12 protein-coding genes and 2 pseudogenes are annotated in these 13,989 nt (G+C 61.2%); 6 read left to right on the top strand and 8 right to left on the bottom strand.

What is annotated here, in order from left to right:
- Nucleotides 1-135: 135 nt before the first annotated feature.
- The 3 genes and pseudogenes from FVQ98_RS19845 to FVQ98_RS20385 form a co-directional block, all read left to right on the top strand.
- On the top strand, nt 136-864 hold the full coding sequence (locus FVQ98_RS19845) for a hypothetical protein (protein ID WP_222707538.1): 729 nt from the start codon (nt 136-138) through the stop codon (nt 862-864).
- 4 nt (nt 865-868) lie between these two features.
- Nucleotides 869-1,681: a hypothetical protein gene (locus FVQ98_RS02160; protein ID WP_147911756.1), complete on the top strand. Its 813-nt coding sequence runs from the start codon at nt 869-871 to the stop codon at nt 1,679-1,681.
- A gap of 271 nt (nt 1,682-1,952) precedes the next feature.
- A pseudogene (locus FVQ98_RS20385) lies at nt 1,953-2,393 on the top strand (transposase); the annotation flags it as partial.
- Nucleotides 2,394-2,515: 122 nt separating this feature from the next.
- Here the strand turns inward: FVQ98_RS20385 and FVQ98_RS02150 are convergent.
- Nucleotides 2,516-3,318, bottom strand: a pseudogene (locus FVQ98_RS02150) (IS5 family transposase).
- A 77-nt stretch (nt 3,319-3,395) separates the two neighbouring features.
- Between FVQ98_RS02150 and FVQ98_RS02145 the strand changes: the two are divergent.
- Entirely contained in the window at nt 3,396-3,893 is a 498-nt protein-coding gene (locus FVQ98_RS02145; RefSeq protein WP_147911755.1) for an ankyrin repeat domain-containing protein, read from the top strand.
- A 348-nt stretch (nt 3,894-4,241) separates the two neighbouring features.
- On the top strand, nt 4,242-4,685 hold the full coding sequence (locus FVQ98_RS02140) for an ankyrin repeat domain-containing protein (protein ID WP_147911754.1): 444 nt from the start codon (nt 4,242-4,244) through the stop codon (nt 4,683-4,685).
- Nucleotides 4,686-4,822: 137 nt separating this feature from the next.
- Here the strand turns inward: FVQ98_RS02140 and FVQ98_RS02135 are convergent, their stop codons facing one another.
- Genes FVQ98_RS02135 through FVQ98_RS02105 form a run of 7 tightly spaced genes read right to left on the bottom strand, consistent with a single transcriptional unit; the run spans nt 4,823 to nt 12,680 of the window.
- Nucleotides 4,823-5,803: a Bug family tripartite tricarboxylate transporter substrate binding protein gene (locus FVQ98_RS02135; protein ID WP_147911753.1), complete on the bottom strand. Its 981-nt coding sequence runs from the start codon at nt 5,801-5,803 to the stop codon at nt 4,823-4,825.
- 21 nt (nt 5,804-5,824) lie between these two features.
- Nucleotides 5,825-7,621 (bottom strand): acyclic terpene utilization AtuA family protein, encoded by a 1,797-nt coding sequence (locus tag FVQ98_RS02130; RefSeq protein WP_255507577.1) that lies wholly within the window; start codon nt 7,619-7,621, stop codon nt 5,825-5,827.
- Entirely contained in the window at nt 7,618-8,406 is a 789-nt protein-coding gene (locus tag FVQ98_RS02125) for an enoyl-CoA hydratase/isomerase family protein (RefSeq protein ID WP_147911751.1), read from the bottom strand. Before FVQ98_RS02125 ends, FVQ98_RS02130 begins: the two co-directional genes overlap by 4 nt.
- Nucleotides 8,403-9,659 carry a CaiB/BaiF CoA transferase family protein gene (locus FVQ98_RS02120; RefSeq protein ID WP_255507576.1) on the bottom strand — a complete coding sequence of 419 codons (1,257 nt, stop codon included), beginning with the start codon at nt 9,657-9,659 and terminating at the stop codon, nt 8,403-8,405. Before FVQ98_RS02120 ends, FVQ98_RS02125 begins: the two co-directional genes overlap by 4 nt.
- Nucleotides 9,656-10,516: an enoyl-CoA hydratase/isomerase family protein gene (locus tag FVQ98_RS02115; protein WP_255507575.1), complete on the bottom strand. Its 861-nt coding sequence runs from the start codon at nt 10,514-10,516 to the stop codon at nt 9,656-9,658. The genes FVQ98_RS02120 and FVQ98_RS02115 overlap by 4 nt, the downstream gene beginning before the upstream one ends.
- Before the next feature lie 14 nt (nt 10,517-10,530).
- A complete protein-coding gene (locus FVQ98_RS02110) occupies nt 10,531-11,502 on the bottom strand; it encodes a Bug family tripartite tricarboxylate transporter substrate binding protein (RefSeq protein WP_147911748.1) in 972 nt (323 codons plus the stop codon).
- Entirely contained in the window at nt 11,499-12,680 is a 1,182-nt protein-coding gene (locus FVQ98_RS02105) for a CaiB/BaiF CoA transferase family protein (RefSeq protein WP_255507574.1), read from the bottom strand. The genes FVQ98_RS02110 and FVQ98_RS02105 overlap by 4 nt, the downstream gene beginning before the upstream one ends.
- 106 nt (nt 12,681-12,786) lie before the next feature.
- On the opposite strand from FVQ98_RS02105, the gene FVQ98_RS02100 reads away from it, so the two are divergent.
- Nucleotides 12,787-13,698: a LysR family transcriptional regulator gene (locus tag FVQ98_RS02100; RefSeq protein ID WP_147911746.1), complete on the top strand. Its 912-nt coding sequence runs from the start codon at nt 12,787-12,789 to the stop codon at nt 13,696-13,698.
- Nucleotides 13,699-13,989: the final 291 nt, after the last annotated feature.

Raw genomic sequence — 13,989 nt, 5'->3', positions numbered from 1 at the left:
ACTCAGCCACCGAACACCTGCCTCCCATCACGCGACTCGCATTCGACGGGAACAACGTGTTGAGAAACTACACTTAGCCCACGCGAAACGGTCACAAACGCGATCGAAAGCGTAGTGACCCGCTACAGTGCCGCCATGGCGCTGACTGACCCTTACAAGCAGAGTCGGGCGTTAGGGGAATTGTTCAATGAGGTTGGGCAATCAGCGGTAGGACTAGGCTACTCCGCAGCGAGCTTGGTCAAGCCAGCGGCTGGGGCGGTGAGGTTTGTCGGGGAGAATGCTTTCACAGGGCCGGTGCAGGGAGGTCGCCGAGCTCAGCTAGGCGCAGTTGGCGACCTGTCGCGCGTCAGTAACGGAATCCGCCTGGATCCGAGGTTGCCCGAGCCAGGTGCCGGCCTAGACTACACGCCGCAGCTAATAGACTCCTCAAATCCGCGTATTGCCAATTCGCATCGCGTTGGGTACGCGGAGGAGTTGCGATTGGCAAACGAGTTGGCTGGGCTTCCGGAAACAGCAGTGGTCATGTACGGGAATCGAGTTACATTGAACGGCGCAGACGTAATATCACTCAATACGCGTACTGGTGAGGTGACGCTGTGGGATAATAAATTTAGGAGTGCATTGACATCGATCAAGCCGTCGAATACGTTTAAACCGTCACTTGAAGGCTACTCGGATAGCTTGAGGGGGGCCTCGGAGCAGGCTCAGGAGCATATTCGAAATTCTACAACTGTTTCCGAAAGTGTGCGGCTTAACGCACTTGAGGCGCTTGAGAATGGTAATTTCAGTACAAATACAGTTGGCTCTGGTGGTTCGAGGAACTCCAATGTAATTCGATTTGTGAATGGTCTGCCGGTACAATAAAACTATGAAATTCAATCCTATTAATTTGCGTGCGCAAGGCTTTACGCCGGGAATGTTGAGTTATTATTTGGGAAAGAAATTTGATGCGACCAAACCCATGGGAAACATAGGTATGTCGCAGATTGCAACTGTAATTGCTGGTTGGCTGGTGGGGATGGAGTCAAATGTGGCGCCTATTCTTCCTGAGGCAGTGGATTGGGTTGACTATGCAATAGTCAATGGTGAAGTCTTCGGGATGGACGTTAATACCCATCTAAGGTATTTGTGCCAAGCGAGAGCGCTGGGTCGATGGATGCTAGACGGTAGGCCTCACCGAACCGATTGGCATGAAGCTTTGGAGGCAAATGAAGCGAGCTGGAAGTCGGATGGGGGTGCATGGTCAGTGACAACAGTCCTTAAGCAGGGGCTCGACGATGCAATGGCATTTGCATTGCAATCAGGTTCTGAATTTAACGGTCCTGAGCGCGCCATCGAATTATACGAACATTATGTCGGCAAAGGGGATCCTATTGCTCCAAAGAGAATTGAAAAGCCGAGGGAGTTTGCGTACGCGCTTGCATTGCATGAGGTTGGCAAGTCTCTTTATAGCAGGGAAGATCTCGTAGGTGCTGGGCGGCGTATGATTTCGGCTCGTTTGGCGGAGGATTGGTTTGGCAATGGTCAGTATATTCGAGGGGCCACTTGGCTTAAGATAGTTTATCATCTGCATGATCCCGGGTTAAGTCCGTTGGAGATTATTTTTCAGGCCTACGCCAATATGCCTGGGGTGCCTCGGCCGGAATTTTTGATTGGCTATCCAAAAGTGGGTGTTTCCTGAAGAGGTTGTTTAATTTAGCGTTTGCTGCTTATCAAGAGGATTTGATTGAATGATCCGGTGCTTTTGTTTCTGAAAATCCTGGGTGTGTGGCGTTGAATTGAATCGATGCGTAGTGAGTGCCTCATTGATTGAGGGGTGATTTTTAAAAATCATGATAATGACGATCGATTGATTAATTTGCGTCACTTTATAAGACCGCTGCATAACTGGTAGCACCCCCGATGCGCATCAGGTGAGGTTGCGCTGCAATCGGAGCAGGAGGTGATGACGGATGGACAGCTTCTTTCTGATGGGCGCCCGCCCGCTGGTCGAATCAAGCCCCAGCATAAAGCTGCACGAGTTGCTCGACTGGAGGGCGATTTCTGGTCAGCTCAAAGGGCTGTACCAGCGCGAAATCTCTGGCGCTGGCGGCCCCGAGCCATACACACCACTGGGCATGTTCAAGCTCATGCTGCTGGGCCAGTGGCATGGTCTGTCGGATGCACAGCTGGAGCAAGCCCTGCGAGTGCGCCTGGACTTCATGGTCTTCACCAGCTTTGAGCCCTCGGCGGGCGAGCTGCCTGATGCCAGCACCATCTGCCGCTTCCGCAACCGCTTGGTCAAGGCCGAACTCGATCAAAAGCTGCTGGCACTCATCAACAGCCAATTGGAGCAGCGCGGGCTGAAGGTCCAAGGCGCACGCGGGGCCATCATCGATGCCACCATAAGACCGCTGCATAACCTTGTCAACAGTGCTCGTTTCGATGTTGACCAAGCGCCGAAGCGCGTTTTGGCGAGGTTAGCTGCCAGCTGTTTTGCCGTGTGGCGCCCGCTTTCGCGCTCCGCTTTGCCCTTTCAGGGCGCACCCATGCCCGCAAGCTCCATCGCCTTGAGCTTGCGATGGGCTTTGAGCAGATTCATCCCCAGCGCTGCCCAGCACATCTGCGCCTGTACCTTGGCAGTGCCGAAGTAGCGCGCTCTGGCCAGGTGGAACCTGCGCTTCATCGTGCCGAAGGCCTGCTCTACCTTGAAGCGAATCGAGCCGATTTGCTTGTTGAACTGCTTGAGCAGCGGATGCACGGGCTTGCCCGCGCTGCCCTTGTGCTGGATCAGATCGCCAATGCCTCGATCCTTGAGCCACTGCCGGTTGGCTTTGCTGGCGTAGCCTTTGTCGGCGAGCACGGCTTCGACGCCCGGCGAGAGCTGCTCGACGATCTCACTCAGTTTGTTGATTTCCGCTTCGTTGGCCGGGTGCACCTGCACGTGTTCGACATAACCGTCTTCGCTGTCGACCGCCGTGTGGCCACGGTAGCCGAAGAAGGCCTGTTTGCCTTTTTTGACCCAGCGGGCATCTGAATCAGCGCTGTCGATGACTTGGGCTTGCTCACCTTCGCCTTCGATGTGCTGCCTCGGCCGTGCAGCGCTGGGGATGATGGTGGCGTCGATGAAGGCCCCGCGTGCGCCTTGCACTTTCAGCCCGCGCTGCTCCAATTGGCTGTTGATGAGCATCAGCAGCTTCTGATCCAACTGCGCCTTGACCAAGCGGTTGCGGAAGCGGCAGATGGTGCTGTGGCACCCCAGTCGAGCAGCTCGTGCAGTTTCATGCTGGGGCTGGATTCAACCAGCGGGCGCGCACCCATCAGAGAGAAGCAGTCCATCGCCATCACCTCCTGATTGCATTGGAGCACATGCTCTCAACGCGCGCATCGGGATCGCTACCAGTTATGCAGCGGTCTTGGATTTGCTTAATAAAATAGTAGATAAGAGATCGGATTATGAGGTTGCAATTGATTCGGGTGATTTTGATCTGAATCAGATGGGTGCGCATGGGAGGACTCCTCTAATGGCGGCTGCGGCGTTCGGCAATCTGTCGGCCGTAAAGCGATTGATTGGAAAAGGAGCTTTGTTGGAGGTGGCCGGTCGTTTGGGATTTAATCCATTGCATGAAGCGGCGGTGATGAATCAGGTTGAGGTGATTGAATTTTTGTTATCCGTTGGCGCGCACGTAAACGCACTGACTGACGATGGGTCGACCCCATTGATAATGGCGGCATCGTGGGGGAGTCTGGATGCCTTGGCAGCGCTCCTAGACAATGGCGCCGAACCTAATCTGAAGACTGTTGACGGTCTAACCGCCATCGATTGCGCTTTGGAAAAGGGTGAGGATGTCGCTGCTCAGCTGATTGCAGCAAGACTCAAGGAAAAACAGAATTATAGAAATAAAATTCAATAAAATTTGGATTAATGAATCAAAGAATAATTGGTTTCAGGAATCAGTTTTTATTGTGCGTTCGCTGCCTGCGCCAATCTCAGGAGCGTCCTGATTTCTAGCATGGTTGGATTCCTCGACAGCCCTGGTCCGAGCGCAATCGGGGTTTTTTAGAGGCTGGATCAGGAATAACTGGGGTCAGAGCACAATTATTCCAAGCACTTCAGGATAGACATTCAGGACATTTTGTAATAGCGCCCGCATATCCTATGCCGCGCGACGTTTTTCAGAATCTCTTGAGAATAATTGAACTTGGAAATTTTAATAAAATCCCATGAAAAATAATGACGCAATAGAAAATTTAATAAAAAAATTGCAAATAAAAATTCGGATTTTGTGAAGGATATTGAGCTATTTGATGCGAACCTGGATGAGGTTGGAGCGCAAGAGCGAACGCCACTTATGGCGGCAGCGGCGGTCGGAAATCTTCTTGCGGCAAAGATGTTGCTGCAAAAGGGGGCTTCGTTACACGCGTCTGGATATTTTTGTTTGACTGCGCTACACGAGGCTGCAGCCGAAAATCAGATTGCCGTGATTGAATATCTGTTGTCTGTCGGTGCAGACATAAATTCGTTGACCGATAGTGGTTCAACGCCGCTAATATTGGCTGCTGCTTGGGGAAGCTTGGATGCCGTGACAATGTTATTGAACAATGGCGCCGATCCGAGTTTGAAAACGGTTGATGGTCTAACCGCCATCGATGCGGCTCAAAAAAAGGGCGAGGAAGTTGCTGCTAATCTGATGCATCAAATTTAGCGGCTAGGTGTCGCATCCCGGATGATTGCATTGAACCAAAGCGCTATCCCCTCTTCATGGCCAAAGCGGTCTTGCACGGGTTGATAGAGTCGGCGGTCTCAATCCCGATGCGCGACTGGATAGCATGCGCTCCAAACTCAGCCGATATCTAGCTTGAGGCTGCGAATGAACGGCACCCAGCGAGCGCGTTCCTTTTGTCCGAAGGCATCCGTCTGTTCGGGCGTGGAGGGCGCAAGGCTCTCCGAGCCCAATTGGGCCAGGCGGTCGCGCATGGCGGGCAACTGCAACGCCTGGTTGAGGGCACCGTTGAGCCGTGCGATGGCATCGGATGGCGTGCGCGCTGGCGCCATGAGGCAGTTCCAGGTGTAGGCCTCATAGCGGCGCAGGCCTTGCTCGCTGAAGGTCGCCAACTGGGGCGCCGCGGGGTTGCGGCGTTCCCCCGAAATTCCCAGCAGTCGGATGCGGCCCTGCTGGGCCATCGGCGCAGAGGTGGAGAGGCCATCGAAGACCAGGTCGACGTGCCCGCCGGCCAGATCGGCCATGGCAGGACCGTTGCCTTTGTAGGGGACATGGTTGAGCTGGATGTCCGCTGCTCTGGCGAAGGCCTCGCCCACGATATGGCTGATCGAGCCGGTGCCGGCTGAGCCGTAGGTGAGCTTGCCCGGACTGGCCTTGGCTGCCGCGATCAGGGCTTGCAGCGTCTTCGGACCATCGTGTTTGCCTGCCAGCACCATGTTGGTGCGGCTGACCAGACCGATCGAGCGCAGATCGCGTTCGACGTCAAACGGCAGCGAGCGGTAGAGCCCGACGTTCATCACCATCTGCGAACTGGTGCCGAAGCCGATGGTCAGCCCGTCGGGCGCTGCGCGAGCCACGTATTCGGTGCCAATCGATCCACCAGCGCCCGGCTTGTTCTCGACGATCACCGGCTGGTTCAGCAACTCCCCCATGTAGCGCGCCAGGTCGCGCGCCGTGATGTCGTTGCCGCTGCCGGGCGCAAACGCCACAACGATGCGCAGCGGCTTGGCATGGCCTTGGGCGCGCACGCCCGAAGCCAGAACAGCCGTGGCCGCCAGGGCTGAACGGCGCGTCCACAGAAGAGGGGTTTTCGAAGACATGCTTGCTCCTTGTCGAAACGATCAGAACCAATGCGCCGGCACTCGCACCGGCATCGACAGCAGAAGCTGACCCATGCCCTTGCCCAGCGGGTCGTTGCGCAGAGACGCCATGCCGCCGCCTCCGAGCGCCTGTTCGCAGACAAAGTTGAGGGCGTGGATTCCGGGCAGGTCATACCGGCTGACCGGACCTTCGACGAGATGCGCGAGATAGCCGGCGACGCGTTCGCTGGTGACCTGGGTGCGCAGCCACGGCAGCCATTCGGGGCGGCGCGCGATCAGGCCGATGTTGGACGTGTTGCCTTTGTCACCCGAGCGGGCCCATGCAAGCTGGACCAGGAGCACTTCAGTCCAGTCAGTGCTCTCGATGGAGGCTTCGGGTGCTTGGATCGTCGGCGCCGGCACCCCGTCGGACGAGGCTGGCGCGGCCACGGCGACCGTCAGAGTTTGTCCCTCATATTCGACCATGGGCGTCAAACGCGTTTTGTCCAGCAGGAACGCGTATTGCCGGATGGAGGGCGAGACGCCCGAACGGCCGCCTGAGCCGGTGGTGCCTGGCGCCCAGGACGTTCCGGCGGGTGCGACTTCGCGCGCCAGCAACTGGAGTGCCGCTTTGTCCGGGTGACAGGCGGTGATGCGCAGCACGGCCTCACGCAGTTGATGCAGCAAAGGCAGTGCGTGCGGGCCATAGCTGCTTTCGGCGCCCAACACCTCCATCTGCGTGGCCGTCAGCGGCGGTAGGCCGCGCTGCGCCAGCAACTCGCCAACGCGCTCGAAGATGGCCTCGCCGGTGCGGCGAGCCTTGGCCACGGCGTCAAAGCCGACGATCGTTAACTGCGCCGAGGTTTTGAAGCCGTCCACATACGTCGCGCTGACTTTGTAGGTCGAGGTCGGCGCGTAGCCGCGCGCGCCTGTCACCTGCACGCGTTCCGGGTCGGTCTGTTCGATGCGCACGTCGCGCCAGTCGCAGCGCACGTCGGGCAGCAGGTACGCAGAAGGATCGTGGATCTCGTAGAGCAATTGCTCGGCCACACACTGTGGCGCGATGAGGCCGCCGGTGCCGCGCGGCTTGGTCACGTTGAAGCTGCCGTCTGCCGTGCATTCAACGATGGGGTAGCCCATGTGTGCCCAGTCGGGCACGTCCTGCCAGTCGGTATGCAGACCACCTGTGGCCTGGCAACCGCACTCGAGAATATGGCCGGCCAGGCTGCCGCCGGAGAGCCTGTCGTAGTCGGTCGCGTTCCAGTCGAAGGCATGCATGAGCGCGCCCAGCGTTACGGCCGAATCCACGCAGCGCCCGGTGATGACGATCTGCGCGCCAGCGTCCAGCGCGGCCTTGACGGGCAACGCGCCCAGGTACGCATTGGCCGTCAGCACCTTCTTGGGCAGTGGCTTGCCGCTTTGCAGCTCTTTGACGGGTGGTTCGGCGGTACGCAGTTCGGCCAGTTGCGGCATGACGTCGTCCCCGGTCACCACGGCAATCCGTACCTCCACACCCAGTTCGACGGCCAATGCACGCAGTGCGTCGGCGCAGCCTTGTGGATTGACGCCGCCTGCGTTGCTGATCACACGGATGCCCTGTGCCAGCACATCCTGAAGCACACTGCGCATGGCGACATCCACGAAATCGGTGGCGTAACCCATGGCAGGGTTCTTGAGGCGCGCACCGGCCAGGATCGACATCGTGAGTTCGGCCAGGTAGTCGAACACCAGAAAATCGATCTGGCCGCTCTTGACGAGCTGCGGCGCTCCCACGCTGGAGTCGCCCCAGAATCCCGATGCGCCGCCGATGCGCACGACCTTGTTGTTCGCTTCGCTCAATTTCCACTCCATTTCGGTTGACGTTTCTCACGGAACGCGGCTTGGCCCTCGGCGGCGTCCTCGGTCAGTGCAATCAGCCCGATCTGACTTTCGCTGAACGCCATAGATTCCTCGAACGACATGGCGCCGATGCGCTTCATGAGGTACAGCCCGCGCCGGATCGCGGCCGGGGACTTGTCGAGGAAGCGGTCGAGCAAGCTCTGCACGCCCGCATCGAGGTCGTCGCAGACCCGATTGATCAGGCCAAGGCGCAAGGCTTCCTCGGCGGAGATGGGCTCGCCGGTGATGCAGAGTTCGGTCAGCGCGCGAGGGCCGATAAGGCCATTGAGCACTGTCAGCACCTGGGCCGGAAACACGCCTACCTTCACCTCCGGCAGGCCGAACTGGGCGTGCGGTGCTGCCACAACCAGGTCGCACATGGCCATCAAGCCCATCCCGCCAGCCATGCAGGCACCATTCACGCGCGCCACCAGCGGCACCGTGAGCTGGCGTGACAGGCGCAGCAGGTTGGCGAAACTCTGCGTGGGTTCCGCGTAGTCGAAACGAAAGGATTGGCCGCTCTGCAGGTCAGCGCCAGCGCAGAACGCCTTGTTGCCTGCGCCGGTGATCACGATGGCGCGCAAGCCGCGGTTCTGGTTGGCCCGCGAGAGCGCCTCGGTCAGTCCGGCCATGACGGCAGGGCTGATGGCGTTGCGCCGGGCTTCGCGCTGGATCGTGAGGCGAAGAATGCCGTCTTGCTCCAGCACTTCCAGCTCGTCGTTCGGGGTGGGTTGGGGATTGTTCATGCTTGTTTCTGCGCAGTGGTGGCGGCGCGCACTGCGCCGTGGGCGATGAGCCTGTCGATCTCATCGGCGGAAAACCCGCTTTCGGCCAGTACCTGAGCGGTGTGCTGGCCCAGCGTGGGGACCGGGTGACGCCGCACGGGTGGCGTGCCGGACCATTCGCTGGGCACGGCGGTTTCCAGCACCTTGCCAACCACTGGGTGATCGGTGCGCTGGAAGAAGTCGATGCTCTCCAGATGTTCGTCCCCCAGCAGGCTTTCGAAGGTATGCATCGGAAAGATCGGAATCTCCGATTCGGGCAGCAGTGCGCGCCACTCGGCGGTGGTTCGTTGACTCAGCTCTGCTTCCACCAGTTGGTAGAGCGCGTCGATTGCTTGGGTGCGCGAGCGGATGTCCTTGAAACGTGGGTCGCTCTGCAACAGATCGGCCTTGCCCACCGCACGCAGGAAGATCTCCCAGTGCCGGTCGGTGTAAATCAGGCAGCAAACGTAGCCATCCTTGGTGCGGTAGGGTTTGCGGTTGGGTGACATCAGGCGCGGGTAGCCAAAGTCACCTTGTTCGGGCTCGAACGTGTGGCCATAGAGGTGGTCCCCCAGCACATACGGCACCATGGTTTCGAACATCGGGATGTCGATCGATTGACCTGCGCCGGTCCGCTCACGGGCGTACAAGGCGGCGCTGATCACGCCAAACGCGTACAGGCCTACGGACCGGTCGGCGATCGTGATGGGCAGGTAGCGTGGCTCGCCGCCAGAGCCCCGACCGACCGCGGCGGCCAAGCCGGTGGCTGCCTGGATCATGTCGTCGAAAGCGGCCTTGCCAGCGTACGGTCCGCGCTGCGAGAAACCCACCATGCTGGCGTAGATCAGGCGCCGGTTGCGTGCCGACAACTGCTCGTAGCCGACGCCCAGGCGTCGCATGGCCGCAGGGCGCACATTGGTGGCAAACACGTCGGCCGATTCCGCCAACCGAAGCAAGGTCTGTACGCCTTCAGGCTGTTTCAGGTCGATGACGATGCTGCGCTTGTTGCGGTTCAGGCCCAGGAACAGGGGTCCGAGCCCCAGTTCCCCCGATGGGCCGATGGCGCGTGTGGAGTCGCCTCCGGGCGCTTCGATCTTGATCACGTCCGCACCCAGATCGCCGAGCAACTGCGTGCACGACGGGCCCATGAACACCGTGGTCAGGTCCAACACGCGCACGCCGGCCAGCGGACCGCCGGGCGGCGGGGTGACGGATGTCGAGGTCGGGTGGGTCAACCGGGTCTCCTTGGGTTGAATTCGGCGGACGGCATGCTCGTCGGCCATTGGAACGCGGGGGGCTGCTTGGCGAGAAAGCGTTCGATCGCCGCGCGGTGGTAGGGCGTGGCGAAGGCCACGCCCTGGGCACTGGCCTCCAGCTCCGCCATGGTGCGAAAGTCGGAATGCAGGCTGCTGTTGAGTGCGGCCTTGCTGAGTGCGAGGACTGCGGGGGACGCGGTCGCCAACGCCCGCGCGATCTGCAGCGTGCGTTCGAGTGCAAGGCCTTTGAGGACGACCTCCATGGCGATGCCCCACTGCAACGCGTGCTGAGCGTCCAACTCCTGCGCGCTCCACATCAGGTACTTGGCACGCTGCACGCCCACGAGGCGTGGCAACGCGTAGAAAGCACCACTGTCAGGCACCAGGCCGACGCGGGCGAAGGACATGCAAAACCGCGCGCCGTCGGCCGCGATCACCATGTCGGCCATCAGTGCCAGCCCAAAGCCACCGCCGTAGGCGCAGCCTTCGACCGCTGCCAGCACGGGTTTGTCGCACTGGTGAAGCAGGGTGATCGCATCAAGCACCTGCCGCATGCGAGCGCGGCCCACGTCGGCACCCATGGGCACAGCGGTGTTCATCGCGCCGATGTCGCCACCCGCGCAGAAATGGCTGCCGCGTCCCGTCAGCACGATGGCTTGCACTTGATCGTCTTCCGTCGCCAGCGTCACGGCGCGTGCAAAGGCGGCGCGCATGGGCATGTCCATGGCGTTGCGCCGGTCCGGACGGTCCAGGGTGATGGTGGCAATGCCGCCATCCAGTGTGCAGGCGATGCCGTCGTCCTGGCGCGTGGTAAAGCCTGCCCCGACGTCACGCAAGGGTGCTGGCGCCGTCACTCGGCTTGCAACCCGGCTTCGCGGATGACCTTGCCCCATTTTCTCGACTCGGCCGCTTGATGCTTGGCCAGGCCGTCCGGCGACGAGAGGAACAGCTCGACGCTGGCCTTGTCCATGAACGCCTTCGAGGCTGGCAGCGCCATGACCTTGTTGATCGTCTGGTTCAGCTGCTGAACGATGGGCGCCGGCGTGCCTGCCGGTAGGTAGGCGGCGGTCCAGTAAGTCATGTCGTAGCCCTTGACGCCCGCTTCGGCCACGGTCGGCACGTCCGGCGCTGCCTTCAGGCGTGTCGATCCGCTCGCGGCCAGCGCGCGCAGCTTGCCCGGCAGCACCTGGGGCAGCGCGGTGGATGAGTCCGCGAACATGAAGTCGAGCTGGCCGCCGAGCAAGTCGGTGATCGCGAGGGGGTTGCTCTTGTACGGCACGTTCACCATGTTGATCTCGGCCATCTGCTTGAGCAGCTCGCTGGCGACCTGACTCGACGACGAGCCGCTCCCGAAGTTGAGCTTGCCCGGACTCTTTTTCGCCGCAGCGATCAGATCGGCCAGCGTCCGGTAGGGCGAATCGGGTCGCACCAGCAGCAGCATCTGCCCGCGCGAGAGCAGGCCGACAGGCGCGAAGTCCTTGACCGGGTCGTAGGGAATCTTCTTGAACAGGTGCTCGTTGGCCGCATGCGTGGTGTTGGTGGTGATCAGCACCGTGTAGCCGTCGGGCGGTGCTTTGGCGACGAACTGGGCCGCGATGAAGCCGCTGGCGCCGGCTTTGTTGTCGACGACCACAGGCACTTTCAGTTCATCCCCCAGCAACTGGGCCAGGATGCGCGCCTGCTGGTCGGTGCCGCTGCCCGGGCCGAACGGCACGATCAGGGTGATCGGCTTGGTGGGGTACGACTGCGCCATGGCTGGCGCGGACAGGCAGCTCGCAGCCGCCAGAGCCACGCTGCTCAACAGGATTGATCGGCGGTTCATGGTGTCTCCTTGGTGTTGGGGGTATCGGAAGGGGGCGCAGGCGGCAGCCCGTGGCGGGCGTTGTCAGCACCCAGCGACGGCGCCGCTCCGCCGGGTGTCGGGCGAACGCCGTCGATGGTCAGTGGCAGCGCCGTCAAGCTGAAGCCTCCGTTCGGCACGGACGCCAACATGCCCAGCGCCTGCAATTGGGGGTGGTTGAGCGCTTCGGGCAGGCTGTGCACAGGTGCGCAGGGCACCCCCGCAGCCTCGAAGCGCTTCAGCCATTCGCTGCGCGGGCGGGCCATCAACAGGGGTTCCAGTTGCGTCACCAGCGCGTCCTTGTGCAGCAGGCGCGCTCGGTTGGTCGCAAAGCGCTCGTCGCCGACCCAGTCAGGCCGGCGCAGTTCGGTGGCGAGTTTTGCGAACAGTCGATCGTTGCCGCAGCAGATCAGCAGAGGACCGTCGGCGGTGTCGAAGGCCTCGTAAGGCACAAAACCAGGGTGACCAGAGCGGTGGCGCTGAGGCAGCGCGCCCACGTTGGCGAAGGCATCGGCTTTCTGGCCGTTCCAGACCATGGCGGTTTCCAGCAAAGAGGTTTGCAGCAAGCCGCCGCGCCCGGTGCGGGCACGTTGTTGCAGCATGGCCAGCGCGCCGATCACCACCCACATGCCCGTCCCCTGGTCGCAGACCGAGGCGCCCGAACGCATGGGCGGATCGTCAGGACCGCCGTTGGTGCTGGACAGGCCGCTGAACGCCTGGATCAACGGTTCATAGCCCGGCTGCATCGCCATGGGTCCGAGATGCCCGAAGGCCGAGATCTCGCAGTAAATCAAGCGCGGGTGCCGCGCGCAGAGGCTCGCACCATCGATCCCGAGCGCCTGCGGTACGCCCGGGCGCAGATTGTGGATGAAGATGTCGGATTCGGCCGCGAGCCGCTCGAAATGTGCGCGGCCAGCTACAGATTTCATATCAACCGCGACCGACTGCTTGCCGCGGTTGAAGATCTGGAAGTTGAGCGCATCGCCATGGCGGAAGGCCGGCCCCATGCGCCGCGCGTCGTCGCCGCCTTCAACGCGTTCCAGCTTGACCACCTCTGCACCCAGGTCGGCCAGGATGGCTCCGGCGAACGGGCCGGCCAGCACCTGACCCATTTCCAGAACGCGCACGCCGTCCAGTGCGCCGCTACCGCGATGTTGCACCGCTGTTGTCTCCTTTTGTTGTATTCCAGGCCAGTCTAGGCCGCCTGCCATTGATCTGTGAATACCCGTTTGGCTATATGTGTGATAACTTTAGCGGATCAATCCCATGAAGCCCGCTCGCATCGATCTGAACCTTGCCCAACTGCAGGCCTTCGTGCACATCGTGGCGGCGGGCAGCTTTCGCGGTGCCGCGCTCCAGATGGGCGTGTCGCAGCCGGCGCTGAGCCGCGCCATTCGCCAGGCGGAAGAGGTGATTGGCAGCCGCCTCTTTGACCGCGATACGCGCAACCTGCAGATCACCGCCGTGGGCCAGGAATTGCTGCCCATCGCCCAGCGCGTGCTGCGAGAGTTCGACGCCTCGTTTGGCGAGTTGGGACAGTTTCTGCAGGGGCGCACGGGCAAGGTGGCCATTGCCACACTGCCATCCACGGGGGCAAGCCTGTTGGCCACGGCGGTGGCTTCGTTTCGGGCGCTGCATCCGCAGGTCGAGTTCACGTTGGTCGAGGCGGCGGCAGACAGCCTGCTGAACGCCGTTGACGAAGGGCGGGCCGACTTTGGCCTGAGCGTCAAGCCAGCGCCCGACCGCCGGCTGCGCTACCACCACCTGCTGGACGATCCGTTCATGCTGTTGTGCCGCCGGGACGACCCGCTGGCCGCCCGCCTGTCCGTGCCGTGGTCGATCTTCGCTGCGCGGGCTTTCATTGCCGCGCAACCGCGCAGCAGCATCCGCCAGTTGACCGACGCGGTGTTCCTGCAGCGGCGCATGAACGTGCGCGCCAGCCTGGAATGCCCCAGCGTGTCGGCCTGCAGTGCCCTGGTCATGGCGAACGTCGGCATCGCCGCCGTGCCGCGCCTGGCGTTGTCGCTGGTGGATATGCAGGGCCTGTGCGCGGTGCCGCTGGTGCGCCCGCAGATGCTGCGTTCGATCGGCATCATCACGCGCATTGGGCGCTCGCTGTCACCGGCCTCCATGGCTTTCATGGCGCACTTGACGGCGCAGATCGAGACCGGCCCGTGAAAGCCCGATGCCCCGTCGCCGCGAACGCGAGAAATGTCCGTTCTGGCCGGTAGATAACGGGTTTTACTGACACGTAGTGTCAAGGGCGTGTGATACCCTCATTTGAGCGCACCGGAGACCTGCGAACTGCTGTTCTGCACGGCGCCATCTTGTTGTGCGGCCCCGGTGCCGCGCCCACCCACGTGTTACTGCCCATCAACCCCTGCCCAGCCGCTGCACAGCGGCTTTTGTGCTTCGACGCTTCGCAATGGCCGGCGGCGCGCAGGGCCCACCGAATGCAGGAGTCTGACC

Source organism: Ottowia flava, from assembly GCF_008017535.1.
In the GTDB taxonomy this organism is placed as follows: domain Bacteria; phylum Pseudomonadota; class Gammaproteobacteria; order Burkholderiales; family Burkholderiaceae_C; genus Ottowia; species Ottowia flava.
The sequence above is the reverse complement of the archived record's forward strand: the minus strand, read 5'-3'. Positions and strand labels throughout refer to the sequence as shown.

Coding starts and splice junctions, on each gene's coding strand:
- FVQ98_RS02160 (WP_147911756.1), top strand. CDS start 869: ATGAAATTCAATCCTATTAATTTGCGTGCGCAAGGCTTTACGCCGGGA.
- FVQ98_RS02100 (WP_147911746.1), top strand. CDS start 12,787: ATGAAGCCCGCTCGCATCGATCTGAACCTTGCCCAACTGCAGGCCTTC.
- FVQ98_RS02135 (WP_147911753.1), bottom strand. CDS start 5,803: ATGTCTTCGAAAACCCCTCTTCTGTGGACGCGCCGTTCAGCCCTGGCG.
- FVQ98_RS02110 (WP_147911748.1), bottom strand. CDS start 11,502: ATGAACCGCCGATCAATCCTGTTGAGCAGCGTGGCTCTGGCGGCTGCG.
- FVQ98_RS19845 (WP_222707538.1), top strand. CDS start 136: ATGGCGCTGACTGACCCTTACAAGCAGAGTCGGGCGTTAGGGGAATTG.
- FVQ98_RS02125 (WP_147911751.1), bottom strand. CDS start 8,406: ATGAACAATCCCCAACCCACCCCGAACGACGAGCTGGAAGTGCTGGAG.